Source organism: Caulobacter sp. 10L414, assembly GCF_056395525.1.
Genome location: NZ_JBFTJR010000032.1, coordinates 1 through 23891, shown reverse-complemented (window position 1 = coordinate 23891; position 23891 = coordinate 1). Strand labels below are relative to the sequence as shown.

General features: G+C 70.2%; 21 protein-coding genes and 2 tRNA genes. 14 read left to right on the top strand and 9 right to left on the bottom strand.

Annotation, left to right across the window (positions count from 1 at the left end; all coding sequences use genetic code 11):
- Positions 1 to 6: 6 nt before the first annotated feature.
- Together AC1DCG_RS14160 and AC1DCG_RS14155 are read left to right on the top strand one after the other, a co-directional pair.
- Positions 7 to 843 carry a hypothetical protein gene (locus AC1DCG_RS14160; protein WP_477028926.1) on the top strand — a complete coding sequence of 279 codons (837 nt, stop codon included), beginning with the start codon at positions 7 to 9 and terminating at the stop codon, positions 841 to 843.
- 84 nt (positions 844 to 927) lie between these two features.
- A complete protein-coding gene (locus tag AC1DCG_RS14155) occupies positions 928 to 1581 on the top strand; it encodes an OmpW/AlkL family protein (protein ID WP_477028925.1) in 654 nt (217 codons plus the stop codon).
- 15 nt (positions 1582 to 1596) lie between these two features.
- Here the strand turns inward: AC1DCG_RS14155 and AC1DCG_RS14150 are convergent, their stop codons facing one another.
- A complete protein-coding gene (locus AC1DCG_RS14150) occupies positions 1597 to 2148 on the bottom strand; it encodes a hypothetical protein (RefSeq protein WP_165260298.1) in 552 nt (183 codons plus the stop codon).
- Between the two features lie 146 nt (positions 2149 to 2294).
- Here AC1DCG_RS14150 and AC1DCG_RS14145 point away from each other — a divergent pair, with 146 nt between their 5' ends.
- From AC1DCG_RS14145 to AC1DCG_RS14115, 7 genes are all read left to right on the top strand, one after another.
- Positions 2295 to 3410, top strand: a complete 1116-nt coding sequence (locus AC1DCG_RS14145; RefSeq protein WP_477028924.1) for an acyl-CoA dehydrogenase family protein — start codon at positions 2295 to 2297, stop codon at positions 3408 to 3410.
- Positions 3411 to 3424: 14 nt separating this feature from the next.
- Positions 3425 to 4645, top strand: a complete 1221-nt coding sequence (locus AC1DCG_RS14140) for an acyl-CoA dehydrogenase family protein (protein WP_477028923.1) — start codon at positions 3425 to 3427, stop codon at positions 4643 to 4645.
- Between the two features lie 18 nt (positions 4646 to 4663).
- Positions 4664 to 5131 (top strand): hypothetical protein, encoded by a 468-nt coding sequence (locus AC1DCG_RS14135; protein ID WP_477028922.1) that lies wholly within the window; start codon positions 4664 to 4666, stop codon positions 5129 to 5131.
- A 176-nt stretch (positions 5132 to 5307) separates the two neighbouring features.
- Positions 5308 to 6903 (top strand): tetratricopeptide repeat protein, encoded by a 1596-nt coding sequence (locus AC1DCG_RS14130; protein WP_477028921.1) that lies wholly within the window; start codon positions 5308 to 5310, stop codon positions 6901 to 6903.
- Complete coding sequence (locus AC1DCG_RS14125; protein ID WP_477036973.1) at positions 6900 to 8321, top strand: hypothetical protein; 1422 nt, start codon at positions 6900 to 6902, stop codon at positions 8319 to 8321. Before AC1DCG_RS14130 ends, AC1DCG_RS14125 begins: the two co-directional genes overlap by 4 nt.
- Positions 8318 to 8809 carry a hypothetical protein gene (locus tag AC1DCG_RS14120; RefSeq protein ID WP_477028919.1) on the top strand — a complete coding sequence of 164 codons (492 nt, stop codon included), beginning with the start codon at positions 8318 to 8320 and terminating at the stop codon, positions 8807 to 8809. The genes AC1DCG_RS14125 and AC1DCG_RS14120 overlap by 4 nt, the downstream gene beginning before the upstream one ends.
- The gene (locus tag AC1DCG_RS14115) at positions 8803 to 8952 is read left to right on the top strand and encodes a hypothetical protein (protein WP_165260284.1); all 150 of its coding nucleotides are present in this window, start codon (positions 8803 to 8805) and stop codon (positions 8950 to 8952) included. The genes AC1DCG_RS14120 and AC1DCG_RS14115 overlap by 7 nt, the downstream gene beginning before the upstream one ends.
- 376 nt (positions 8953 to 9328) lie before the next feature.
- Here the strand turns inward: AC1DCG_RS14115 and AC1DCG_RS14110 are convergent, their stop codons facing one another.
- Together AC1DCG_RS14110 and AC1DCG_RS14105 are read right to left on the bottom strand one after the other, a co-directional pair.
- Positions 9329 to 10960 (bottom strand): amidase, encoded by a 1632-nt coding sequence (locus tag AC1DCG_RS14110; RefSeq protein WP_477028918.1) that lies wholly within the window; start codon positions 10958 to 10960, stop codon positions 9329 to 9331.
- Between the two features lie 67 nt (positions 10961 to 11027).
- Positions 11028 to 13247 (bottom strand): S9 family peptidase, encoded by a 2220-nt coding sequence (locus AC1DCG_RS14105; protein ID WP_477041526.1) that lies wholly within the window; start codon positions 13245 to 13247, stop codon positions 11028 to 11030.
- A 148-nt stretch (positions 13248 to 13395) separates the two neighbouring features.
- Between AC1DCG_RS14105 and AC1DCG_RS14100 the strand changes: the two genes are divergently transcribed.
- Positions 13396 to 15648, top strand: a complete 2253-nt coding sequence (locus AC1DCG_RS14100) for a TonB-dependent receptor (protein ID WP_477028916.1) — start codon at positions 13396 to 13398, stop codon at positions 15646 to 15648.
- A gap of 167 nt (positions 15649 to 15815) precedes the next feature.
- On the opposite strand, the gene AC1DCG_RS14095 is transcribed toward AC1DCG_RS14100, so the two are convergent.
- Positions 15816 to 16799, bottom strand: a complete 984-nt coding sequence (locus tag AC1DCG_RS14095; protein ID WP_477028915.1) for an alpha/beta fold hydrolase — start codon at positions 16797 to 16799, stop codon at positions 15816 to 15818.
- A gap of 105 nt (positions 16800 to 16904) precedes the next feature.
- Between AC1DCG_RS14095 and AC1DCG_RS14090 the strand changes: the two genes are divergently transcribed.
- On the top strand, positions 16905 to 18119 hold the full coding sequence (locus tag AC1DCG_RS14090) for a multidrug effflux MFS transporter (protein WP_477028914.1): 1215 nt from the start codon (positions 16905 to 16907) through the stop codon (positions 18117 to 18119).
- 165 nt (positions 18120 to 18284) lie between these two features.
- Here AC1DCG_RS14090 and AC1DCG_RS14085 read toward each other — a convergent pair whose 3' ends face one another.
- From AC1DCG_RS14085 to rlmB, 5 genes are all read right to left on the bottom strand, one after another.
- A complete protein-coding gene (locus AC1DCG_RS14085) occupies positions 18285 to 19427 on the bottom strand; it encodes a hypothetical protein (protein WP_477028913.1) in 1143 nt (380 codons plus the stop codon).
- Positions 19428 to 19505: 78 nt separating this feature from the next.
- Positions 19506 to 19889: a DUF423 domain-containing protein gene (locus AC1DCG_RS14080; protein ID WP_477028912.1), complete on the bottom strand. Its 384-nt coding sequence runs from the start codon at positions 19887 to 19889 to the stop codon at positions 19506 to 19508.
- A gap of 4 nt (positions 19890 to 19893) precedes the next feature.
- The gene (locus tag AC1DCG_RS14075) at positions 19894 to 20622 is read right to left on the bottom strand and encodes a TerC family protein (protein ID WP_477028911.1); all 729 of its coding nucleotides are present in this window, start codon (positions 20620 to 20622) and stop codon (positions 19894 to 19896) included.
- A 115-nt stretch (positions 20623 to 20737) separates the two neighbouring features.
- Positions 20738 to 22321, bottom strand: coding sequence for a stalk-specific protein StpX (gene stpX / locus AC1DCG_RS14070; protein ID WP_477028910.1), 1584 nt, complete (start codon positions 22319 to 22321; stop codon positions 20738 to 20740).
- A gap of 91 nt (positions 22322 to 22412) precedes the next feature.
- Positions 22413 to 23249 carry a 23S rRNA (guanosine(2251)-2'-O)-methyltransferase RlmB gene (gene rlmB / locus AC1DCG_RS14065; RefSeq protein WP_165260266.1) on the bottom strand — a complete coding sequence of 279 codons (837 nt, stop codon included), beginning with the start codon at positions 23247 to 23249 and terminating at the stop codon, positions 22413 to 22415.
- Positions 23250 to 23424: 175 nt separating this feature from the next.
- On the opposite strand from rlmB, the gene AC1DCG_RS14060 reads away from it, so the two are divergent.
- From AC1DCG_RS14060 to AC1DCG_RS14050, 3 genes are all read left to right on the top strand, one after another.
- A tRNA-Tyr gene (locus tag AC1DCG_RS14060) sits at positions 23425 to 23508 on the top strand.
- Positions 23509 to 23614: 106 nt separating this feature from the next.
- Positions 23615 to 23688, top strand: a tRNA-Gly gene (locus tag AC1DCG_RS14055).
- A 55-nt stretch (positions 23689 to 23743) separates the two neighbouring features.
- Positions 23744 to 23891: GTP-binding protein (locus tag AC1DCG_RS14050; protein ID WP_477028999.1), on the top strand; the 148-nt coding region annotated here is incomplete at its 3' end.

Below are 23891 nucleotides of genomic sequence, written 5' to 3'. Positions count from 1 at the left end.
CGGACGATGATCCTGATGGCGGCGCCCGGCATCGTGGGGTTCGCCACCATGGGGGCCGTTGATGTCGGGATCGACCTGGCCTTCAGCCCTGTTTCCGGCGCCAGGTTCTACATCGACCTGGTTGCGGGGCCCCTGGCCGTCCTGGCGTCGATCGCGGCCGCGGTCGGAGCCTATGTCCTGCTGGTTCGGCTGGCCGAAAGGCGCTGGCCGTCCGAGCTGGCCCTGGCCTCGGCGCTTCCCGAGCTGGGGCGTGGGATCGCCTTGGCCGTGCTCGCCTTCGGCCTGTTGATGGGCGTGCTCACCCTGAGCGGCGGCGTGGTCTGGCGGCCGCCGCCTCTCGTCGACTGGCGCTGGGCGCTGGCCACCGGCCTTTCCCAGGGAGCGTTCGGGGGGCTGTTGCTGGGCCTGGTGGTGCAGGGTGGGATCGCGCGGCTGGGCTCGCAGGCGCTGGGACCGGCCGTGGGCGTCGTGCTCGCGGCGCTCGCCGCTTTCTGGATCCTTTCGTTTGACGTGGAGCATCCGCCGATCCAGCGCGCGAACGCGGCCCTGGGCGGGGCGATCCTCGCCCTCGTCTGGCTGCGACGCCGGCGGTTGTGGCTGGGGCTGGGCCTGTTCATGGGCTGGGGCGCGCTGGTGGGCGCGGTCATCGGCGGTTATTCGCTGCAGTGCGGCTACGACTCTACCGAGGCCTTCATCTACGAGCCGGGGCGAGGCGTGCTGATCGCCTGGCTGAGAGGCGAGGGCGGCCCGGAAAGCTCGGTCCCCCTGCTGGCGGGCTGCGTCCTGGCCGTCGTCTGGCTGACCTGGCGCGCCTGGAAGGAGGGCCGCTTCTCGAGGGCTTGAGGCGGATCAATGTCCGGATGCGCGGGCGGGCGCATCACCCCTGTCGACGCCTCGATGCGTCGCCGATCCAAGGGGATAAGACCAATGACCGCCCTCCGCCTCGCTCTCGCCGCCGGCCTGACGCTCGCCGCCGCCGCGACCGGCGCCCACGCCCAGGAGGCCTTCACGCCCGCCGCCAAGGGGACCTGGCAGTTCAACCTGCGCGCCACCAGCGTCGCGCCCGACGCGGGCGACCCGATCGTTACCTCGGCCGGGGTCGCCAGCGGCCTGAAGGCCGACGTCAAGGATGACGTCAAGCCGACGCTGGGGGTCTCCTACTTCCTGACCGACAAACTCGCCGTCGAGGTGATCGCCGGCACGACCCAGCACACCGTCAAGGCCGTGGGGCCTGGGACCGACGTGGTGGTGCACAAGACCTGGGTGCTGCCGCCGGTGGTCTCGGCCCAGTACCATTTCGCGCCCAAGGCCCGTTTCAACCCCTATGTCGGCGCGGGGCTGAACTACATGATCTTCTACAGCGGCAAGGACCGTAACGGCTTCACCGTCGATCTCGACGACGGCTTCGGCTACGCGCTGCAGGCGGGCGCCGACATCGCCGTGAAGGGCCCCTACGTCATCAATGTCGACGTCAAGAAGGTGTGGTTCGAGACCGACGCCAAGATCAACGGCGGCGCGCTGAAGTCGAAGGTGAACCTGGATCCGATGGTGGTGTCGGTGGGCGTGGGGCGGCGGTTCTAGCGGACGCTCCGGGCCTCAGCCCTCCACCGTTCCCGCCGCCGGGGTCTCGTGCAGTTCCCGCTCGATGGCCGCAGCCTTCTGGGCCAGGGCCAGCAGGGCGGGGGGGGCGTCTTCGGGATGGTCGCCGACCAGCGTCATGATCTCGCGCGAAAGGGCGTGCAGGCGCGGGGCGGCGGCGATCAGCTTGGCTTGGAACTCGATCTTGCGCGGGTCGCGGTCGTACTCGGCCCCGGGCGTGCGCCAGCCGCCCCAGTCGTTGGTGTCGGTGACCACGACCGGATAGGTGCCGGGGAAGGGGTGGTGCAGGCAGTCGCCCTCCTGCTGCCACTTGTTGCGGGCCCGCAGCACGCGCCAGTTCGACAGCACGCCGCCTTCCTGCGGGTCCATCCTGTCTTCGGGCTTGAGTTCATGGGCCAGGAATTCGCGGCCCAGACCCACGTCGTAGGTCACCCGCACCGGCTCGTCGAAGCCCTTGGCCCAGATGGGCACGATCTTCTCGATCGTCGCCCAGGCGCCGACGCTCTCGACCCACACCTTCTGGTTCCGCTGGAAGACGGTCTTGGCCATGGGACTCCGAAACGGCGGCTGACTCGCGATAAGCGGCTATAAAATCTCGAAATCCTTGACGCCGGGTCAATCTTTCCAGGCGTTTCGACCTGGGTCATCGTCTCTTCAACGGCCGTCGCCAAGAGCGGCCGCAGGGAGAAACGGCCGTGGATTTCGACTATTCCGACGACCAGAAGTTCCTCAAGGACGAGGCCCGCAAGTTCCTGGGCGGCCGCTGTCCGCCCGCGGTGGTGCGCGGCGTGCTCGACGATCCGGCCAGGAGCTATGATGCGCCTCTGTGGGCCGCGGTGGCCGAGCAGGGCTGGCTGGGCGCGGCCATTCCCGAGGAGCACGGCGGCCTGGGCCTTGGCCGGGTCGAGCTTTGCGCCATCGCCGAGGAGCTGGGGCGCGCCGTCGCTCCGATCCCCTTCGCCTCCACCGTCTACATCCTGGCCGAGGCCGTCATGGCCCACGGCGCCGCCGCCCAGAAGGCCGCCATCCTGCCCCGCGTCGCCGCGGGCGAGCTGATCGGGGCTCTGGCCGTCAGCGAGGGCCCCGGCGTGCTCACCCCCTCGGCCCTGTCGGCCCGGGTAGAGGGCGGCAGGCTTTCGGGCGTGAAGATTCCCGTCACCGACGGCGACGTCGCCCACACCGCCATCGTCCTGGCCGGCGAGGGCGGCAAGCCCGGCCTCTTCCTGGTCGACCTGACCGGCCCCGGCGTGAAGCGCGAGACCCTGGAGAGCCTGGACCCCACCCGCAGCGTGGCCCGGCTCACCTTCGACGGCGCGGCCGCCGAGCGGCTGGGCGGGGCGGGCGAGGGCTTCGACCTCGTGCAGGCCATTCTCGACCGCGCCGCCGTGCTGCTGGCCTTCGAACAACTGGGCGGCGCAGATCGCTGCCTGGAGATGGCCAAGGAGTACGCCCTGGGCCGCTACGCCTTCGGGCGCGTGATCGCCGGCTACCAGGCCATCAAGCACAAGCTGGCCGACATGTACGTCAAGAACGAGGTCGCCCGCTCCAACGCCTATTACGGCGCCTGGGCGCTCAACGACGACGCTCCCGAGCTGCCCACGGCCGCCGCCGCCGCCCGCATCGCCGCCTCCGAGGCGTTCTGGTTCGCCAGCAAGGAAAGCGTCCAGGTGCACGGCGGCATGGGCTTCACCTGGGAGGTGGACTGCCACCTCTACTACCGCCGCTCGCGGCAGCTCTCCCTGGTCGCCGGCTCGCCGAGGCTCTGGAAGGAGCGGCTGGTCAGCGAGCTCGAGAAGAAGAACGCGGCTTAAGGGAGAACAGGACAATGGACTTCAACGACTCCCCCGCCGAAGCCGCCTATCGCGAAAAGGCCCGCGCCTGGCTGGAAGAGGCCGCCGCCGCTCATCGCGCCGAGCATGGCGAGCCCAAGGCCAACACGCCCGAGCACATGGCCGCCGCCAAGGCCTGGCAGGCCCGCAAGGCCGCCGCCGGCTACGCCTGCATCACCTGGCCCGCGGCCGTGGGCGGGGGCGGCGGCACGCCGATCGAATCCGTCATCTTCGGCCAGGAAGAAGGCAAGGCCGGCGTCGCCTATGGCTACTTCACCATCGGCCTTGGCATGTGCGTGCCGACGGTCATGGCCTTCTCCGACACCGACACCAAGAAGCGCTTCGTCTCGCCGGCCGTGAAGGGCCAGGAGATCTGGTGCCAGCTGTTCTCCGAGCCGGCCGGCGGCTCCGACGTCGCGGCCCTGCGCACGCGGGCGGTACGTGACGGCGAGGACTGGGTGATCAACGGCCAGAAGGTCTGGACCACCGGCGCCCACTACAGCGACTTCGGCATCCTCCTTACCCGGACGGATCCCGACGTGCCCAAGCACAAGGGCCTGACCATGTTCTGGATCGACATGCGCGATCCGGCCGTGGAGTGCCGGCCGATCCACCAGATGTCGGGCGGGCGCGAGTTCAACGAGGTCTATTTCAGCGACCTGCGGGTCAAGGACAGCCAGCGCCTGGGCGAGGTCGGCCAGGGCTGGCAGGTGGCCCTGGTCACCCTGATGAACGAGCGCCTGGCCGTCGGCGGTTCGGCCGGCCCCAACTACCGCGAGGTCATGGAGTTGGCCCGCGCCCTGCCGGGCGAGGACGGTCCGGCGCTGTCCAACGACGCCTTCCGCGAGAAGCTGGCCGACTGGTTCGTGGCCTCGCAGGGGCTGAAGTTCACCCGTTTCCGCACCATGACCGCCCTGTCGCGCGGCCAGACGCCGGGGCCGGAAAGCTCGATCGGCAAGATCATCTCGGCCAACCAGCTGCAGGATCTGGCCAACACCGCCGTCGAGATGCAGGGCGAGTACGGCATCCTCACCGGCCCCGAAGCCGCCGCCGGCGCGGCCTTCCAGCAAAGCCTGATGTGGGCGCCGGGCCTGCGCATCGCCGGCGGCACCGACGAGATCCTCAAGAACATCATCGCCGAACGGGTGCTGGGCCTGCCCGGCGACGTGCGGGTCGACAAGGACGTGGCGTTCAAGGATATGCCGACGGGAAGGTAAGGGGCGACAGGAGCAGGCATGGCGGGCGGCGACGGACGTTCGGTGGTTCCCGCCCGGCTGCCCGACGACTTTCTGGGGCGGCTTGTCGTCGACTGCCCGGCATGCGGCGGGTTCGCGGTTATCCTGCCGCGCGATCCGTCCGACGTGCAGGCGTCCGCCGCGCGCCGGATGGTCTGTCGCGACTGCGGGGCGACGCGGGAACGGCCGCAGACGCCGAACGGCGCGCCGATCGACCCGTTCATGGGCCTGGCGCCCCGCTTCCGCGCGGTGACCCGTCATGGCGACCTCGTGGCCTGGAACGAGGATCATCTCGACTATCTCGAAACCTACCTGTCGGGCCGCATCAGGGTGGAGCAGAGGCCGGCCGATGCCGCCGGGCCGCGCAACCGGACTGTCGTCTCGCGGCTGCCGGCCTGGGCCAAGTCGGCGAAGAATCGGGACGACATCCTGCGGGCCGTCGAGCGGGTGAGACGCGAGCGCGGTTGAACTAGAAACCGTGAAAATACACGGACTTCGCCACCTTCCGCCTGCCAAAACCCGTTCCATTTCAGGCACGTCAAACAAGAGTTGATGAACGTCGGTCGGCGAGCTTGACAGTCTCGGGGCGGGCGGCTCATGAACGACTCTCCGATCATGGTTAACGGCGTGCGGGAGGGGGAGCGATGCACGAGGCCGGCGATGCTGTTGCGCTCCTCCGCAGGCTGAGGCGCGCGAGCGCCCACCTCCTCGAAAACAGGCGTCGTCTGATCCGCCGGGTTCCGCTGGGCGCGGTGGCGGCCGTGGCCGTGCTGCCGTTGTTCGGCTGCGACTTCTCCGCGCCGCAGCTGTTCGCCAAGCGGGCGACGGCCTGTCCGCGCCCGCAGGTGGCGCAAGGCGCCTCGGGCCAGTTCAACCAGCAGCAGATCGAGATCCGCAACCTGCGCCAGGGCGGCTTTCGCGGCGACTTCTTCGCCCAGCTGGAGCTGGCCCGCCGCTACGAGGGCCAGCGGACCAGCGACAAGAACCTCGACGATCCGGTCGAGGCGGCCGCCTGGTACGCCATGGCGCTGGCCAATCCGTCCGGCTACGCGCCGATCGCCGCCTACGAGCCGCGCGGCAAGCCGGGCAAGGCGCTGTCGCGCTTCGACGACTGCCGCGCCTTCGAGCGCCACGCCGCCTATGGCGCGCTCGACCGCCAGCTGTCGCGGATGTCGACCGAGGAGCGCGAGCAGGTCAGGAACCGGGTGATCTACATCCTGTCGACCCAGGGGGCCGACGGCTATCGCACCCTGGCGCGGATGCACGACGGCTATTTCGGACCCTATGGCGAGCCGTCCGACAACCTGCAGGCCGTCGAGGCCTATGGCGACCGCAAGCGCATCGGCGCGCCGGCGGCGTTGGACCTGTTCCGCCGCAACGACATCGACGCCTATCTCTACAACTACCTGGCGGTGCAGACCGGCGACGTGTCGGCCTATGTGATGCTCAAGGACTTCGAGCGTTCCTCGCCGCAGCGGGCCTCGTACGGCGGTTTCGTCGAGACCAAGGCCAAGCGCTGGATCCCGCCTTACGAGTTCTATCCGCCGGATTCGCCCGATTCCGGCGTGCCGCATTCCGACGAGAGCGATCCGGCCGGCGAGGCCAAGGAAGCCGCGCTGGCCCGCCTGCACGAACTGCCGTTCGTGCACATCGGCGAGGCGCTGTCGTACCTTAGGATCATCCCCGCGCCGCTGCTCGACGAGCGGCTGCTGTCGCTCAACGACGCCCAGACCTTCCAGGCCTCGATCGGCCGGCCCACGACCGGCCGCCTGACGCCGATCGAGAAGGTGAGGGCGGTGCAGTACGCGGCCGTCAACGGCTCGTCCAAGGCCCAGCTCGTTCTGGCGGTGATGTACTCCGAGGGCGTCGGCGTGCCGCGCGACTACGCCCGGGCCTATCACTGGTACGAGGAGGCCGAGCGCCAGGGTTCGCCCGAGGCCAAGTACGCCATGTCGACCTTCTTCTCGCTGGGCCTGCAGGGCGTGGCCGACCAGGACCGGGCCAAGGCGGTGGTCTACCAGCTGGACGCGGCCCTGGCCGGCTTCAAGCCGTCGGCCTGGAGGCTGCAGCAGTTGCTGGCCCAGGTCTCGCGCCCGCCGCGCGGCCCGGGCGAGCGGCCCCAGCCCTATGCGGCGCGGGCCTATGTGGCCCCGGCCAGCGCCGGACCGGTCGAGGCCGTGCCCATTAACGCCCCTCGCGGCGACGCCGCCCGCCCCGATGCTGAAAGGGACTATCGATGAAGCGCCTCGCCCCCTTCGCGGCGGCCCTCGTCGTCCTGGGCCTGGCGGGCGCCGCGCCGCAGGTCGCCCTGGCCTCGCCCGACGCCAAGGTCGACCAGCAGATCCGTCCGTGCTTTGGCCTGCTGCTCGAGCCCAACCTGTCGAAGGGTTGCGGCGTGCGCCGGCCGATCAAGCGCAAGCCGCCGCGCCGGCCCTACTATCCCGGCGGCGGCTACGGGCCGTACCGCACGGTGGTCGACTGTGACGTCGCCTATCCGGGCGAGGTGAACGAGGTGCTGTCGCGTCTCTATGACGGCGACACCCTGACCCTGGTCTCGCGCAACGGCGGAGCCTGCCTGGAGTCGCTCAGCGTCACCCGCTCGGTGGTGATCACCGCCCGTGACTACAGCCCCTCGCGCACCCGGCCGATCCTGATCGCGCCGGCCGACCAGCCGTGCATCCGCATCGCTCCGGGCGTGGCCTTCGTGGTGCTGCAGAACCTGGGCCTGGAAGCCTCGCGCGGCGGTTCGGCCTCCTGCATCGTCGGCCGCGCCACCGAGCTGGCCTTGAAGGGCGTGGTCGTGCGCTACGACGGCGAGGCCTCGGCCATCGACGTCGCCGACAGTCGGGTGGAGATGATCGAAACGGCCTTCGTCGGCCGCACTCGCGCGCCGGTGGTCAAGCTGTCGGGCAGCCTGCAGGCCCAGGACATCGACGTGGCCGCCACCGCCATCGGCATGGCCGTCGAGACCGGCCGCGACAGCCGCCTGCGCGACATTCGTGTGGTGCGCCTGGGCGACTGGAGCGGCTCCTCGCGCACCCGCAACTCGGCCGGCTTCGTGCTGACAGGCGTCAACCGCGACCAGCTGGTGCAGATCGACGGCCTGTCGACCGACGGCTTCTCGCGCGGCATCTACATCAGCGGCGGCGAAACCACCCTGCAGCGCCCCGTCGTGCGCGACAGCGACTGGGCGGTGGTGCTGGAAGGCGCCGACCTGCGCGTGCTGGACGGCCGGCTCGAAGCCGCCGACGTCGGCATCTACGCCGCCTCGGGCGTGGTCTACGCCTCGGACAACGCCATCGCCGGGGTGATGCGCGCGGGGCTGTTCGCCGACAGCGGGGCCCAGATCCGCGCCCGCGACAACCGGGTCTTCGCCCATCCGGGCGGCTGCGAGGCCCTGGTCACCGGCTATTTCGACGGCGCGCTGACCTGCCGTCCGTGGTTCGAGGCGCCGGAGCTGTTCCGCACGCCGCGCGACCGGGCCCGCGTCGACTACGACAGCTACTGGCCGGCCGGCGCGGTGGCGGTGCTCTCGGGACCGCCGTCGGGCGCCCTGGCCGGCGGCCCCGCCGATCCCTACGAGGCCTCGGCTGCCGCCGGCGGTCCGGTTGGTCCGTCCACCGGCACGCCCATCCGCCCGCAAGGAGGTCCGCGATGATCCGCCTGTTCGCATCCAGCGTCCTGGCCCTGGCGCTTGTCGCCGGCGCGGTCCAGGCCCAGCCGACGGCCGGCAAGCGGCCCGGACCGGGCGGTCGCGGCGGCCCTTGCGGCGCGCCCCTGACCGGCCAGGCGCCCGATGTCATGACCTATGACCGCGCCAGCGGCACCCAGGTGTTCGTCAGCGGCCAGGGCGGGACCGAGGTGTCGGCCTTCAACCAGCGCACCGGCTCGTCGGCGGGGATGCGGGGCGATCTCTCCAAGCCCGGCGTGACCGAGGCCTGCGCCTCCGACGCCCTGACCGGCGACGGCTATGCGGTGACCTCGCGCGGGCCGGGCGACATCGCCGTGGTCGGCCGGGACGGCCAGACCGGCGAGCGCTGGGCGATCAAGCGCTCGGACGGCACGACCGAATACTGGGATCCGCGCGGCGAGCACCGCTGCTTCCGCGGCAGCCTGGGCATCTTCCCCGGCGCGCGCGGATGCTGAGCCGGCTTTCGCTGCTGGGCCTGGCCGCTGTCGTCCTGACCGCCTGCGCCACGCCGCACGGCCACCGTCCGCCCCCGCCGCCGCATCCCTCGCAAGTCACGCCGCCGCCCCCGCCGATCGAGGCGATCCGCCCGAAGGTGTGATCAGAAATCCCTCTCTCTTCGAGAGAGGGAGGGGCCCGCCGCGAAGCGGTGGGAGGGTGAGAGGTTTCACCGCTGGCCGGCTGACCTCGGGCTTTTCCGCTCCCCCGTGTCGTCATCCCGGCCGAAGCGCATAGCGCGTAGAGCCGGGACCCAGGAGCCGCCGCATCGCGTTTGCCGCCGCCAAGTTGCCGCGTCGTCGACTGAGCCCAGTCCCCTAGGTCCCGGATAAGCGCTACGCACTTTCCGGGATGACGACGGGAGGCGCGTTGAGTTTCGAGGCGGGGCCAGCCGCGCTACATTCGGTGAGTTTGTCACCTCTCACCCTCCCATGGCTGCGCCATGGGTCCCTCCCTCTCTCAAAGAGAGAGGGTTTCCTTCAAGGCCCCACCGTCGCCTTCATTTCCGGCGGCCGCCTGCGCATCGTCGCCTGCTCGTAGGCGTAACCCAGGCTCAGCAGGCGGGCTTCGCTCCAGGCCGGGCCGATGAACGACAGCCCCACCGGCAGGCCCTCGACCTGGCCCATGGGCACGGTCAGGTGCGGATAGCCGGCCACCGCGGGCAGGGTGGTGGCCGAGGCGCCGTAGTGGTCGCCGTTGACAGGATCGATGGTCCAGGCTGGCCCGGTGGTCGGGGCGACGATGGCGACCGCGCCGGTTTCCTTGAGGATCCGGTCGATCCCTTCCGGCCCCGCCAAGCGCTTGGCGTCGGCCTTGGCCTTCAGGTAGTCGGGATCATCCAGGCCCTTGGTCGCCTGCGCCCGCTCGAAGGTCTCCTGGCCGAACCAGCGCAGTTCCTCCGGGCTGGCGGCGTTGAAGGCGATCAGGTCGGCCAGGGTGCGGGCCTGAACCTTCTTCGGGTCGGTCGAGGCCAGGTAGGCGGCGATATCGGCCTTGAACTCGGTGAACAGCACCAGCCCCTCGGCCTTGCCGACCGGGCCCTCGTCGAAGGCCTTCACCTCGACCAGCTTGGCGCCCTGGGCCGACAGGTCCTTCAGCGCCTGCTCGAACACCGCGTCGGTCCTGGGGGAATCTCCGGTGTAGAACCGCGCCACCGCCAGGGTGACGCCCTTCAGCGACGTCTTCGACAGGCCCGCGGCGTAGTCGCTCCTGCGGGCGTCGGCCTCCAGGGTCGCCGGATCGGCGGGATCCGAGCCGGCCATGGCGGTCAGCAGCAAGGCCGCGTCGCGCACCGTGGTGGTCATCGGGCCGGCCGTGTCCTGGCTGTGGCTGATCGGCACGACGTGGGTGCGCGAAACCAGGCCCACCGTCGGCTTCAGGCCCACCAGGCCGTTCATGGCGGCGGGGCAGGTGATCGAGCCGTCGGTCTCGGTGCCGATCGCGGCCGTCGCCAGGCCCGACGCCACCGCCGCGCCCGAACCGCTGGACGAGCCGCAGGCGCTGCGGTCCAGCGCGTAGGGATTGCGGGTCAGGCCGCCCACGGCGCTCCAGCCGCTGGTCGAGCGCGACGAGCGGATGTTGGCCCATTCCGACAGGTTGGCCTTGCCCAGCACCACCATGCCGGCCGCGCGCAGCCGGGCGACCAGCGGGGCGTCGCGGCCGGTGATATTGTCCTTCAGCGCCAGCGAGCCGGCGGTGGTGGCCATCGGGTCGGCGGTCTCGATGTTGTCCTTGATCAGGATCGGCAGGCCGTGCAGCGGGCCGCGCGTCTTGCCCGCCTTGCGCTCGGCGTCGAGGGCGCGGGCGATCTTCAGGGCGTCGGGATTGAAGGCCAGCACGGCGTTGGTCCGGTCGCCGAAGTAGTGCTGCACGGTCAGGCGGCCCAGTACGGCGTCCTCGGCGGTCAGCTCGCCGGAGGCCTGCAGGGCCTGTTCGTCGGCGAGGGTGATCTGCGGGCCGACGAAGGCGACGTGCGCGACCTCGTCCTCGGCGTCCTTCGAAAGCGAGGCGAGGTACTCGGCCGGCGTCTGCGGCCTTGCCGCCTCCGGCGCGGCCAGGGCCGGACCGGCCAGCAGCAACGCGGCCCCGCCGGCCAGCAACAGACGCTTCATCCCCACGATCCGTCCCCCTGTCACATGCAGAAACGGCCCCGACCGTGAAGTCGGGGCCGCTGATCGATCACTCGCCCTTGAGCTTGCGGTCGAAGAAGTCGAGGTGCGTCTTCATCACGTGCAGGCCCTTGGAGCGGCTGCGGATGACGCTGTGGCGCTCGCCCGGGTACAGCATGGTCTCGAAGGCGATCCCCTTCTTCTGCAGCGCCGCCAGCACGCGGGTGCTGTTCTCGAAGATCACGTTGTCGTCGGCCATGCCGTGGATCAGCATCAGGCTGTCGGGCTTGAGCTTGTCGACGCGGCCCAGGAAGTCCGAGGCCGCATAGCCGGCCTTGTTCTCGTCGGGCTTGCCCATGAACTGCTCGGTGTAGTGGGTGTCGTAGAGGCCCCACTCGGTCGGCGGCGCGCCCGAGACGCCGGCCTTGAAGGGCGTGCCCTCGGCGGTCAGCATCATCAGGGTCATGAAGCCGCCGTACGACCAGCCCATCACGCCCAGGCGCTCGGGATCGACATAGGGCAGGGTCTTCAGGAAGGCCGCGCCGACGAACTGGTCCTCGACCTCGACCGTGCCCATGCGGCGGTCCAGCGCCGTCTTGAACGCCGTCGAGCGGTTGGACGAGCCGCGGTTGTCCAGCTTGAACACCACGTAGCCGGCGTTGGCGAAGGCCTCGTCGTTGACGCCCCAGCTCTTGGTCACGCGCTGGGCGTGCGGGCCGCCATACACAGAGACGATCACCGGATACTTCCTGGCCGCGTCGAAGTTCGCCGGCTTCAGCAGTGAGTAGTGCAGCACCTGGCCGTCGGCGGCCTTCAGCGTGCCGAACTCCGGAACCAGGTGGTTGGCGGCGTAGGGCGCGTAGGGGTGGGCGGCGTCGAGCCTGTTCTCCTCGATCCAGCGCACGCGCTTTCCGGTCGGGTCGTACAGCGCCGTCTGCGGCGGGGTCTTCGGATCCGAGTACGAGCCGACGAAGGCGCCGGTGGCGGCGACCTTGGTCGTCCACCAGCCGCCGGCCGGGGTCAGGGCCTTGGGCGCGGCGGGCTTGATGTAGGAGACCGAATAGAGCCGGCGCTCGATCGGCGTTTCGATCGAGGCGCTGAAGAACACCAGGCCGCGCTTCTCGTCGACGTCGTTGACAGCCTCGATCTTGTCGACCGGCCAGTCGCCCTTGGTCACCTGCGCCAGCAGCTTGCCGTCGGCGGCGTAGTGGTAGAGGTGCTTGTTGCCCGACTTCTCCGACGACCAAAGGAAACTGCCGTCCTTCAGCGGGCGGAAGTCGTCGTGCAGCTCCACCCAGTGCGGGTCCGTCTCGGTCAGGATCGTCTTGCCCGAGCCCTTGGCCGGGTCGAAGGCGATCAGGTCGAGGGTMTTCTGGTCGCGGCTCTGGCGCTGGACGTAGAGGGTCTTGCCGTCCTTGGCCCAGGCCACGCGGGCCAGGTAGATGTCCTTGTCGGCGCCCAGGTCGATCTGCACCACCTTGCCCGAGGCCAGGTCCTTGACGAACAGGTCGACGACGGCGTTCGGACGGCCGGCGCGGGGATAGCGCTGGTCGATCACGGTCGCGCCGGCCGGGCCGATGTCGGCGCGCGGCACGATGTCGACGCCGCTCTCGTCGACGCGGGTGTAGGCGATCAGGCGTTCGTCCGGCGACCACCAGTAGCCGGTGTTGCGGTCCATCTCCTCCTGGGCGATGAACTCGGCCACGCCGAACGACAGGGCGCCCTTGCCCTCGGCGGTCACCGCCGTCTCCTCGCCGCCGGTCAGCGGGCGCACATAGAGGTTCTGGTCGCGGACATAGGAGACGAACCTGCCCTTGGGCGAGACCTTGGCGTCGACCTCGTCGCCCGGGGTCTGGGTCAGGCGGGTCACCTTGCCGTCGGCGACGCTGTCGACATAGAGGTCGCCGTCCAGCGGCACGAGCACGAAGCGGCCCTCGCTGTCCCAGCTGTATTCGACGACGCCGCGGGCCAGCACCCGGGCGCGCTCGCGACGGGCGATCTCGGCTTCCGACAGCGCCTTGTCGCCCGACGACAGGGCGGTGGCGTCGATCAGCCGGTAGGGCTCGCCGCCTTTCACGTCCACCGCCCACAGGTCCTGCACGTTGGCGGCCTCGGCCTTGGCCTTCAGGTAGGTCACCCGCTTGCCGTCCGGCGACAGCGCCACGCCCTTGGCGGTCGGCCCGTTGATGTCCGGATCGGAGAACAGGCGCTCGGGGGTGAGTTTTTCGGCCATCACGGGAGAGGCCAGGGCGAGACAGGCCGAGAGGGCCATGAGCGAGGGACGGATCATGGCGCGGACGCTAGAGCCCCGCACGTGCGTTGCCAAGCTCCGCTTGAGAATCGTTACAATATAACATAACAGAAATGCGCAGCGCGGATCGGTCTCACCGACCTGCCGCGTCCCCCATCGTCATTTCCATCCCGGACAGCGTGCCCCCATGCGTAGATTTCTGCTCGCCTTCGCCTCGCTCCTGCCGCTCGCGGCCGTCCCCGCCCATGCCGAGGAGGGGGGCGAGAGCCCCACCGCCGTTGAGCCCGTCCTCGTCGAGGGCGCCCAGGACGAGCTGGGCCCCGTCCTGACCGCCTCGCGCTCGGTTCTGGCCGGCGAGACGCTGGCCCGCGTGCGCGCCGCGAGCCTGGGCGAGACCCTGGCCAAGACCCCGGGCGTGCAGAACAGCGCCTTCGGCCCGGCCGCCGGACGCCCCGAGATCCGCGGCCAGTCGGGGCCGCGCGTGGCGCTGCTGGTCAACGGCATGCCCTCGCGCGACGCCTCGACCCTGTCGGGCGATCACGCCGCCCCGATCGAGCCGTTCCTGGCCGACCGCATTGTCGTCTCCAAGGGCCCGGCTTCGGTGCTGAACGGTGGTCAGGCGGTCGGCGGCGCGGTCGATGTGAGCGACGGCCGCATCCCCGCCAGCGTTCCGGCCCAGGCCTTCTCGGGCCGGGCCGAGATCAGCGGCGGCTACAACACCGGCTCGGCCGCCATGGCCAGGCTAGACGGGGGCCAGGGCGAGTGGGCCTGGCATTTCGACGCCCTCTATCGCGACGTTCCCGACCTGCGCATTCCCGGCGGCTCCAAGGACGCGGCCTGCCGCACCTGGAAGACGCTGGTGTCCAATGTCTACGCCCAGACCCTGTGCCAGGTGCGCCTGTCCAACCCGACCTGGGTGCGCGATCCGGCCACGGGCCTCTGGGTCGACGCCACCCCGCCCGAGCGCCAGGTGATCACCGACCGCTATCCCGGCGCAGAGGGGCGGCTGTCCAACAGCGGCCTGACGACGAAGGTCGCCACGCTGGGCGCCAGCCGCATCACTGCCGACGGCTATTTCGGCGCGGCCGTGCAGCGCTATGTCAGCGACTACGGCGTGCCGGGCTTCGCCTACATCACCTCCAGCCATCCGCAGCCGTCGCCGATCGCCCTGCAGGTCCGCTCGACGCGGTTCGACGTCAAGGGCGGCCTGACGCCCGACGCCCTGGGCGTGGCGCGGATCGATTTCGCCCTGGCCCGCACCGAAGGCGACGATCGCGAGGTGATCGATGGCCAGCCCCACACCCGCCTTCGCACCACGGCCGACGACCTGCGCATCGACGTGACCCACAAGCCCTTCGCGGGCTTCTCTGGTTTGGTCGGCGTGCAGGCCAGCCAGCGCGATCTGGTCACCGACGGGGCCAAGGCCTACCTGCCGTCGGTCGCCACCCGCGAGGACGCCATCTACTGGACCGAGCAGTTCGCCTGGCGCGCCCTGACCGTGAAGGCCGGCGCTCGCGCGGGCCGCACGCGCTACGACGTCGACGAGGCCTCCATCCGTCCGGGCCGCGGCCTGGGCTCGCTGGCCAAGGATCGCGACTACTCGACGACCGACCTGTCGGGCTCGCTGCGCTACGACGTGATCGAGGGCCTGTTCGTCGAGGCTCGCTACGACGAGACCGAGCGCGCGCCGTCGCTGATCGAGCTCTACGCCAACGGCGACCACTTCGGCATCCTCACCGAAGAGCAGGGCGACGCCCGTCTGAAGGTCGAGCGGGCCAAGACCGCCGAGCTGGGCGCGGGCTTCCAGCGCGGCCGCTATCGCCTGACGGCGGCGGCTTACCGCACCGACTACGACAACTACCTCTATCTCGGGAACACCGGGGTCTCGCGAACCCTGCCGGTGCGCGAATGGCGCCAGGGCGACACCCGGATCGAGGGACTGGAGATCGAGGGCTCGGTCGCCTTCCGCGGCACGCCCGTCGGCGACGTCGTGCTCGGCGGCTTCGTCGACCGGGTGCGCAGCAAGCCCCGCTTCACCCTGCCGGACGGCTACAGCCCCTTCACCTCGTCCAAGACCACGGCCGAGTGGGACAAGGAGTATTTCCGCCGCAACCTCGACGGCGACTACCTGCCGCGGATGCCGGTCTCGCGCTTCGGCGGCGACGTGTCATGGTCGCGGGGCGTCTGGAGCGCCAGCCTGGGCGCCGTCCGCTACGAGAAGCAGGACCGGGTCGCCAAGAGCGAGGCGCCGAGCGCCGCCTACACCCTGGTCGACGCCCACGCCGCCTACGCCTTCGAAGCGCGCGGCGCCAAGTGGGAGGCCTTCGTCGACGCGACCAACCTGCTCGACGAGGAGGCCCGGGCCCACAACTCGTTCCTGCGCTACCGGGCGCCGATGGCGGGCCGGGCGGCGCGCGTGGGGCTGAGAGCGCGGTTCTGACGTCCTGACCTAAACCATTGTCATCCCGGCCGTAGCGAAGCGGAGCGCCGGGATCTCCTACGGTTGCGAGGGGGCGGCGCGGGAGATCCCGGCTCTACGGAGCGCTATGCGCTCCTTCGGCCGGGATGACACCGTAAAGGGACGTGAGATTGAACCCACGGCGCCCCTCACCCCCTCGCAAACCGCCGTCCCAGCCAGTCGATGATCGCCGCGTTCACCGCCTCCGGCTTTTCCTGCTGGGTCCAGTGGCCGCTGCCCTCGACCAGCACCTTCTCCAGGTCGTCGATCTGGTCGCCCATGCGGTCGGCCAGGCTCGGCGGCAGCACCACGTCGTGCTCGGCCATGATCATCAGGCAGGGAACGCCGTCGATGCGGCGGGGCAGGGGCTCGGACCGCTCCCAGTTGCGGGTGAAGTTGCGGTACCAGTTGATCGGTCCGGTGAAGCCGCCCGCCTCAAACGCCTCCACATAGACGCCCCGTTCCTCGTCGCTGAGGAACTGCTTGTCGTCGGTCGCGGGATCGTAGTGCTCCAGCGCCAGCTGCAGGGCCAGCGAGCGCCGCTCGGCTGGGCGCGAGGAGAAGCCGACCACGCTGTCGCCGGGCAGGCGCATGAAGAAGCGCATGGTCTTGTCGACGTCCTGGGCGAACAGGGCGTCGGCCGCGCCGGGCGTCTGGAAGTGCACGATGTACATGTCCGGCCCGTAGGCGGCCTTGAACATCTCGATGGGGTCGATCGGCAGGCGCGGCACGAACGGGGTGTTCAGCCCGATGATCCCGGCCACGCGCGTCGGATGCAGCAGCGGCATGGCCCAGACGACGATGCCGCCCCAGTCGTGGCCGCAGAACACCGCCTTCTCCACGCCCAGGTGATCGAGCAGGCCGACGAGGTCGCCCGTCAGGTGCTCCATGTCGTAGTCGGTGACGGCGTCGGGCTTGCCCGTCAGGCCGTAACCGCGCTGGTCGGGGGCGATCACCCAGTATCCGGCCTGCGCGAGGGCTGCGACCTGATGTCGCCACGAATAGGCCAGTTCGGGAAAGCCGTGGGAGAAGACGATGGGAACGCCCTGGCGCGATCCGGCCTCGTAATAGGCCATCCGCAAGCCGTTGATGTCGGCGAACTGCGGCTGCGGCCAGGTCTGCGCGGCGGCCATCGGCGTCTCCCTTGTTATGTTATCAGCGGTCAGATTGCGGGGGCGTGATCGACCGGGCAAGCGATAAAGGGTTTCCGTCGCGGCGGACGGGAGTAGAAGGCGCCCATGACTTCCGCCGCTTCCGCTTCCCCCTCCGCCACGCCCTGGCGGCTCGTCCTGCTTTTGGGGGCGCTGACGGCCTTCGCGCCGATGTCGATCGACATGTACCTGTCCAGCTTCCCGGCCATCGGCCAGACGCTGAAGGCGGGTCCCGAGCAGGTTCAGCTGACCCTGGCGACCTTCTTCGCCGGCATGGCCATCGGCCAGTTCCTCTATGGCCCGGCGTCCGACCGCCTGGGCCGGCGCGCGCCGATCCTGCTGGGCGTGGTCATCTACACCGTCGCCTCGGTGACCTGCGCGCTCGCGCCGAACATCGAGGTGCTGCTGGGCGCACGCTTCGTCCAGGCCCTGGGCGGCTGCGCCGGGGCGGTGGTGGCCCGCGCGGTAGTGCGTGACCGCTTCGACCATGCCGAGACGGCCCGGGTGCTGTCGCTGATGACCCTGATCATGGGCCTGGCGCCGGTGCTGGCGCCGCAGCTGGGCGGCCTGATCTTCGCCCTGGCCGGCTGGCGGGCGGTGTTCGGGGTGATGGCGCTGTTCGGCCTGGCCATCGGCCTGTGGGTGCTTCTGGGCCTCAAGGAGTCGCGCTCCGAAGAGACCGCCGCCCAGGCCCGCGCCGAGAACCCGCTGCGCGCCTTCGCCCTGCTGCTGCGCGAAAAGCGCCTCCTGGGCTACGGCATCGCCGGGGCGCTGAACGGCTCGGTGCTGTTCACCTACATCTCGACCTCGCCCGACCTGGTGATGGGCACCTACGGCCACTCGCCGCTGGTCTTCAACATCGTCTTCGCGCTGAACGCCGTGGGCATCATCGGCGCCAGCCAGGTCAACCGCCTGCTGCTGCGCCGCTTCAAGCCCGACGAGGTGCTGACCCGCGCCAGCCTGGCCTCCACGACCCTGGCCCTGGTGCTGAGTTTCTTCGCCTGGACGGGCCTAGGCGGCGAGTGGACGGTGCTGCCGGTCCTGTTCCTGGCGCTGTCGACCTACGGCCTGATGTCGGGCAACACCATGGCCGGCGCGCTCAGCGTCGACCCGCGCCGGGCCGGCTCGATCTCGGCCCTGATGGGCGGCACCTCGTTCGGCGCCGGCGCCGTGGCCGCCTGGGCCGGCGGCCTGCTGCACGACGGCACCCCGCGCCCGGTGGCGATCGTGATGTTCGCCTGCCTCGTGGGCTCCAGCCTGGCGATCTTCCTGCTGGCCGTGCCGAAGAAGGCGGCGGTTTAGGCGAGCCGCTTCTCACTCACTTCGGCTTCTCTTCAGCGAGCATCCCCGCGAAGGCGGGGAACCAAGCCGAGTCGGCGGACTGTCCACGGCTGCGCCGTTTCCTGAAAGCCAGCTTGGGTCCCCGCCTTCGCGGGGATGCTCGGAGTTGGGGCGGGGCGATGATCCCTAAGGCCCCGTCGGCCGCAACCCGAACCAGCCGCCGTCGGCGTCGAAAAGCACATCGATGCGGCGCAGCGCGTGGCGGCCGGTGTTCACGAACGCCGTCGGCATCGGCGAATTGACCAGCACCTGGGTCGGCGCGATCGCGTCGCCCTGGCCCGTCGTGAAGGCCAGGGTCGTGGCCGGGGCGGTGGGCACGGTGATGGTCACCGTCTGGCCGTCCGCCAGCACCGTCGACTGGGCCTTGTCGTTGTTGTTGGTCTGGGTGCGCGTCTGCAGGGCGGCGGGATCGGCCACGCCCAGGTACATGGTCGGGATGCCGGTATCGATCAGCAGCGCGCCGGGCTGGGCGGGCAGGCCGCCGGCCGCCACCTGCATCGGCGCCTGCGGCCAGTCCATGGCGCCGTTGGGACCCTGCCTGCCCAGCTTCACGAACCGGAAGCCGCCGGTGTTGGCCGGGGTCAGGCCCACGTGCACGCCGCCCTGGGTCACCACATAGCCCCGGCGATAGGTCTTCGGCGCGATGGGCCGGCCGTCGATGGCCACGAGGTTCAGCAGCGGGTTCTTCTGCGGCGTGCCCTGGGTCTGGCCGTTGCCCTCGCGCCCGAAACCGACGCCCATATAGGCGATGCCCCTGGGCATGGTGATCGTGGCCTTCGGCGCCGCGCAGGTTCCCGGCGAGGTCTTCACGTCGTAGCCGGGGCAGTCGTGTTCGGTGTCGACCACCAGGATCGGAACCTGCGCCCGCGCCAGCTCCGCTCCCGCCGCGTCGACGAAGGCGACGCTGGTGGGGACCCAGTGGCCCACCCACAGCCGCTTGCTGCTGCTCAGGAACTCCCAGCCGCGCGGATAGGCCTTGGCCTTGTCGGCCGACCAGCCGGGCAGGTCGATGGCCGAGATCACCACCCCTGTCGAGCCGGTGTCCATCACCACCGGCGGCGGGGCATAGGCGCCCAGCGGTCCGTCCAGCCGCAGCGACACGGTCGGCGGGCCGTCGAACGGCCCGGCCGCCCAGGGCGTGAAGGGGATGAAGCGGCCCTGGTCGTAGGCCTGAAGGTCCGGCCCCGCCTGCGAACAGGCCTGGGTGGTCAGCGTGGTCGAGGCCAGCAGAAGGGCGGCGCAGCCCTGGAGTGTCCGGATCGGTCGCATGAAGCCTGTCCTCCCTGGGTGGAGTTCACGTCGCCTCGTGCAACTTAGAATGATCTATCCGCGCCTTTGCAAGCGTGGCTAGGCCTGGTCGGCGACCTTGCCGGCGCTCCAGGCCAGGGCCAGCCAGCCGGCCAGGAAGGCCACGCCCCCGATCGGCGTGATCGCCCCCAGGATGCGCGGGCCGCCGAAGGCCATGGCGTACAGCGTGCCCGAGAACACCAGCGTCCCCAGCAGGAAGAGGCCGGCGACCAGGCCGCCGCAGCGTCCCGTGGCCCGCGCCACGGCGAAGGCGGCGAACACCGCCAGCGCGTGGGTCATCTCGTAGAGCGCGCCGGTCTTCAGCAGTTCGGCGGGGCGCGCCTCGTGCACGCCATGGGCGGCGAAGGCCCCGACGGCCACCGAGACGAAGCCGCTGAGGGCGGCCAGGCGCAGGTACAGCTTCGGGGTCCAGATCTTCGCCATGGGCCTAGCGGTGCTTCTCGTGCTGGGTCACTTCGTCGGGCTTGATGTCGATCACGCTCGGCGCGACGGCGTTGTATTGCTCGGTCTTGTGCAGGTCCATGACGACGCTGCGGTGGCCTTCCCAGATCATGTGCAGGGCGACGTACAGCACGATGGCCAGGCCCACGAAGCCGATCCAGCGGTGCTTGTGCAGCAGCTTGGCGATGGCGTTGGCGGCCAGGCCCATCAGGGCGATCGACAGCAGGAGGCCGAACACCAGGATGCCCGGGTGCTCGCGGGCGGCGCCGGCCACGGCCAGCACGTTGTCCAGCGACATCGAGACGTCGGCGATCAGCACCTGCAGGAAGGCGCTCTTGAAGCTCTTGGCCGGCCTGGCGCGTGGTTCGGTGGTCGGGTCGCTGTCGAGCACGGCGGCCGCGTCGGCCTCGTCGTGGTGCGCCTGGTCGCGCATCTCGCGCCACATCTTCCAGCACACCCACAAGAGCAGGAAGCCGCCGGCCAGCAGCAGGCCCACCACGCCCAGCAGCCAGGTGGTGATCAGCGCGAAACCGATGCGCAGCACCACGGCCGCGCCCAGCCCGTAGAGGATGACCTTCTTGCGGTCCTTCACCGGCAGGCCGCCGGCGGCCAGGCCCACGGCCACGGCGTTGTCGCCGGCCAGGACGAGGTCGATCATCAGGACCTGGAGGAAGGCGGCGGCGGGGCCGTCGGGCGTGAAGAGCGTTTCGAGCATGCGGTCTCAATGGGGCAGGCGGCGCGCCCTGGCAAGGGTTGGAAAAAGGGGCCGGAAACGAAAGCGGCGCGCCCCGGTCAGGGACGCGCCGCTGAAGCCGTCGAAAGCGCCGATCCTAGTGGACCGGCTCGGGCTCGCGATGGGTTTCCTCGCTGGCCGGCTCGGCGTGGACGACCGGTTCGGCCGCCGGCTCGACATGGGCCTGTTCGCTGACGTGCTGCACCTGCGGGCTGTCGTCGGCGGGGGCGGGGAAGGGCTCGTGCTCGGTCGCCTGGGCGGCGGCCTCCTCGGCCTTGGCTTCCTGGTTGTGGTTGAACATCGCCGTGGCCGCGGCCCCGGCGATCGCGCCGCCGGCGGCGGCCACCATCGGGTTCACATAGGCCACGTCCTGCGACTTGGGCGTGTCGAACTCCGGCTCGTTGCGGCCGTAGTCGGTCAGGGTGCGGAACTTGCGGCGACGCTCGGCCCGTTCCTTGGCCTTGGCCGCGTTGCGCGAGATCGCCACCAGGATGATCAGCGCCAGCAGAACCAGGCCCGCGCCCAGCAGCGACTTGCCCGGAATCTTGCCGATGCCCGGCACCTCGTACTGGGTGTCCAGGAAGGCCGGCAGCTTGAAGCCCTCGACCGCTTCCTTGGCCTTCGCGGGCGCGGCGGCGACCTGCTTGCTGATCGTGCCCAGCGAGAACGGCTGGGCGGGCTTGGCGCCGTCCAGCGAGGCGCCGAACGAGGTGGTCAGTTGGCCGTTGGCCTCGGGCGTCGGCTTGACCTGCCAGGCGAAGGTGGTCGGCTCGCCCGGCTTGACGGTCGCGGTCTGGCGGCCGTTCGGGGTGATCTCGTAGCCCTTGCCCTCGAGGTCGGCATAGGCGCTGACCTTCTTGGCCGGCTTGCCGATGCCCAGCTTGGCGGCCTGCTGCTTGATCATGTCGCCCAGCGTGGCCGGCAGCGACAGGGTGACCTGGCCTTCCTTGCCGGTCTTCAGGCTTTCGGCGGTGGCCAGCACCGCGCCGCTGGTGGCGGCGGGGGCGACGGCGGCCTGCAGCTTCTCGACCTTGGGCGACAGCTTGGCGGCGGCGGGCGCGGCCGGGACGACGACGGGCGTCGGGGCCTTGGCCAGCTTCTCCGGCTTGGCCGGCGGCGCGACCGGCTTCAGCGCCGGGGCCTGGGCCACGGCCTTGGGCGCCGGCGCGACGGGCGCGGCCTTCACCGGCGCCGGCTTTGCGGCGACGACGGCGGGCTTGGGCGCGGGCTTGGCTGCGATCGGAGCCGGCTTGGCCGCGACCGGCGCGGGACGCGCGGCGGCGACCTGGGCCGGACGGGGGTGGTGCGGCTTGGGATGCGGACGGGCCGCCGGCTTGCCCTCACGCGGATTGGCGATCGGGCGCATGGCGGTGACCAGCGTGCCGTCGGGCCGGCGCCAGGTCTTCAGGCGCGAATCGCCGCTGGTGACCGCGACCGGCTTGGGCTGGGCGATCGGACCGCCAAGCAGGCCGTCGGCCGGCGGGGCCTCGGCCATCGCCGGCGGCGCGCCCAGCAGTTCGGATTTCTCGACGGGCGGCGGCGGCGCCGGCTCGTTCAAGGCCGACGACGTGTCGGCCGGCTGCTTGGCGCCGCACCCTGCCAGCGCCAGCACGACAACGGCGGACGAGGCCAGGGCCGCCGTCCGGAACTTCATCTGCAACATCGGGTCCCCCGATCCCATGCTTCAAATCCTTCGCGGGCAAGGCTCGCGAAGTTACTCGTCCGCGAGGAAAACACGTCGTTGCGACGAAATCAAAACGGTTAATCGGGATTCACGAACCGATTTCCCCCTTCAGGCGAACTCGTGACGTTTCATAGAGCGCGATCGCCGCCGCGGCGGACACGTTCAGGCTCTCGAAGCCGCCCGGCATGGGGATTTTTCCCATCGCGTCGCAGTGCTCGGCCACCAGGCGGCGCACGCCTTCGCCTTCCGAACCCAGCACCAGCACGGTCGGACCGCCGTCCAGCACCTCCTCCAAGCTGGCCTCGGCCTCGCCGGCCAGGGCCACGGCCCGCCAGCCCAGGTCCGCCAGTTCCTCGAGAGCCCGCGAAAGATTGACCACGCGCGCGTAGGGCACCTTGTCGACCGCGCCGACGGCGGTCTTGGCCAGCACGCCGGAGAGGGCGGGGGCGTGGCGGTCCTGCAGCACCGCGCCCTTCACGCCGAACGCGGCGGCCGAGCGGAAGATCGCGCCGACGTTCTGCGGGTCGGTGATCTGGTCGAGCATGACGATCACGCCCTGGGCCGGCGTGCCCAGTTCGGCCAGCGACAGCGGTTCGGGCTCGGCGACCTTCATGGCGATGCCCTGGTGCACCGCGCCCTGCGGCAGAAGCCTGGCGATGTCGCCCGTCTCCAGGATCTGCAGCGCGGGGTGGCGCTGGAGATTCGGCGCGAGTCGCTTGGCCCGCTCCGGCGTCACCAAAAGGCGCTTGGCGGGCGGCCTGGCGGGGTTCGAAAGCGCCGCTTCGACCGCGTGATTCCCCCAGATCCATTCCTTGTCGTCGCCGGCCGGCTTGGAAAAGGTCTTGGTTTTCTGAGGCTTGGAGCGATTTTCACGTTCTGGCGCTTTTGGCCTTCTACGGTCGTTGCGTTCAGAATGAGAGGACACTATAAGACGCGCTCCGATTTGGGGGCCACGAGGTTCCGCGAGCCGGTCCGGCGGTGCTTAAGCACAGTCCGTTCCTGCTCAAAGAGCTTTTGTTCCTCGATCCACAGTAGCCGTTTGACACGGCCGCGAAGATCGAAGATATGGCCGCCTCTTCCGGTAGTTCACATCGCGCCGTGGGGGAATGTCCCGAGCGGCAAAGGGGGCGGACTGTAAATCCGCTGCGAAAGCTTCGAAGGTTCGAGTCCTTCTTCCCCCACCACGCGCGATGAACACCGGAAGGAGGGCTTGAGGCCCCCGAGCCAAGAGACGGGAGCCGACGCGACCCCGCTGCCAGTTACAGCTAGGCCCAAGTCTAGCTTACCAGGGCGGGTATAGCACAATGGTAGTGCAGCAGCCTTCCAAGCTGAGGATGCGGGTTCGATTCCCGCTACCCGCTCCAGCTCCCCCGAAAAGTTAGACGTAATCAATCAGCCGCCGGCGCGAAGGTAGAGACGATGGCCAAGGAAAAGTTCGAACGCACTAAGCCGCACTGCAACATCGGCACCATCGGTCACGTTGACCATGGCAAGACGACGCTGACGGCCGCGATCACGATCACGCTGGCGAAGTCGGGCGGCGCGACCGCCAAGAACTACGCCGACA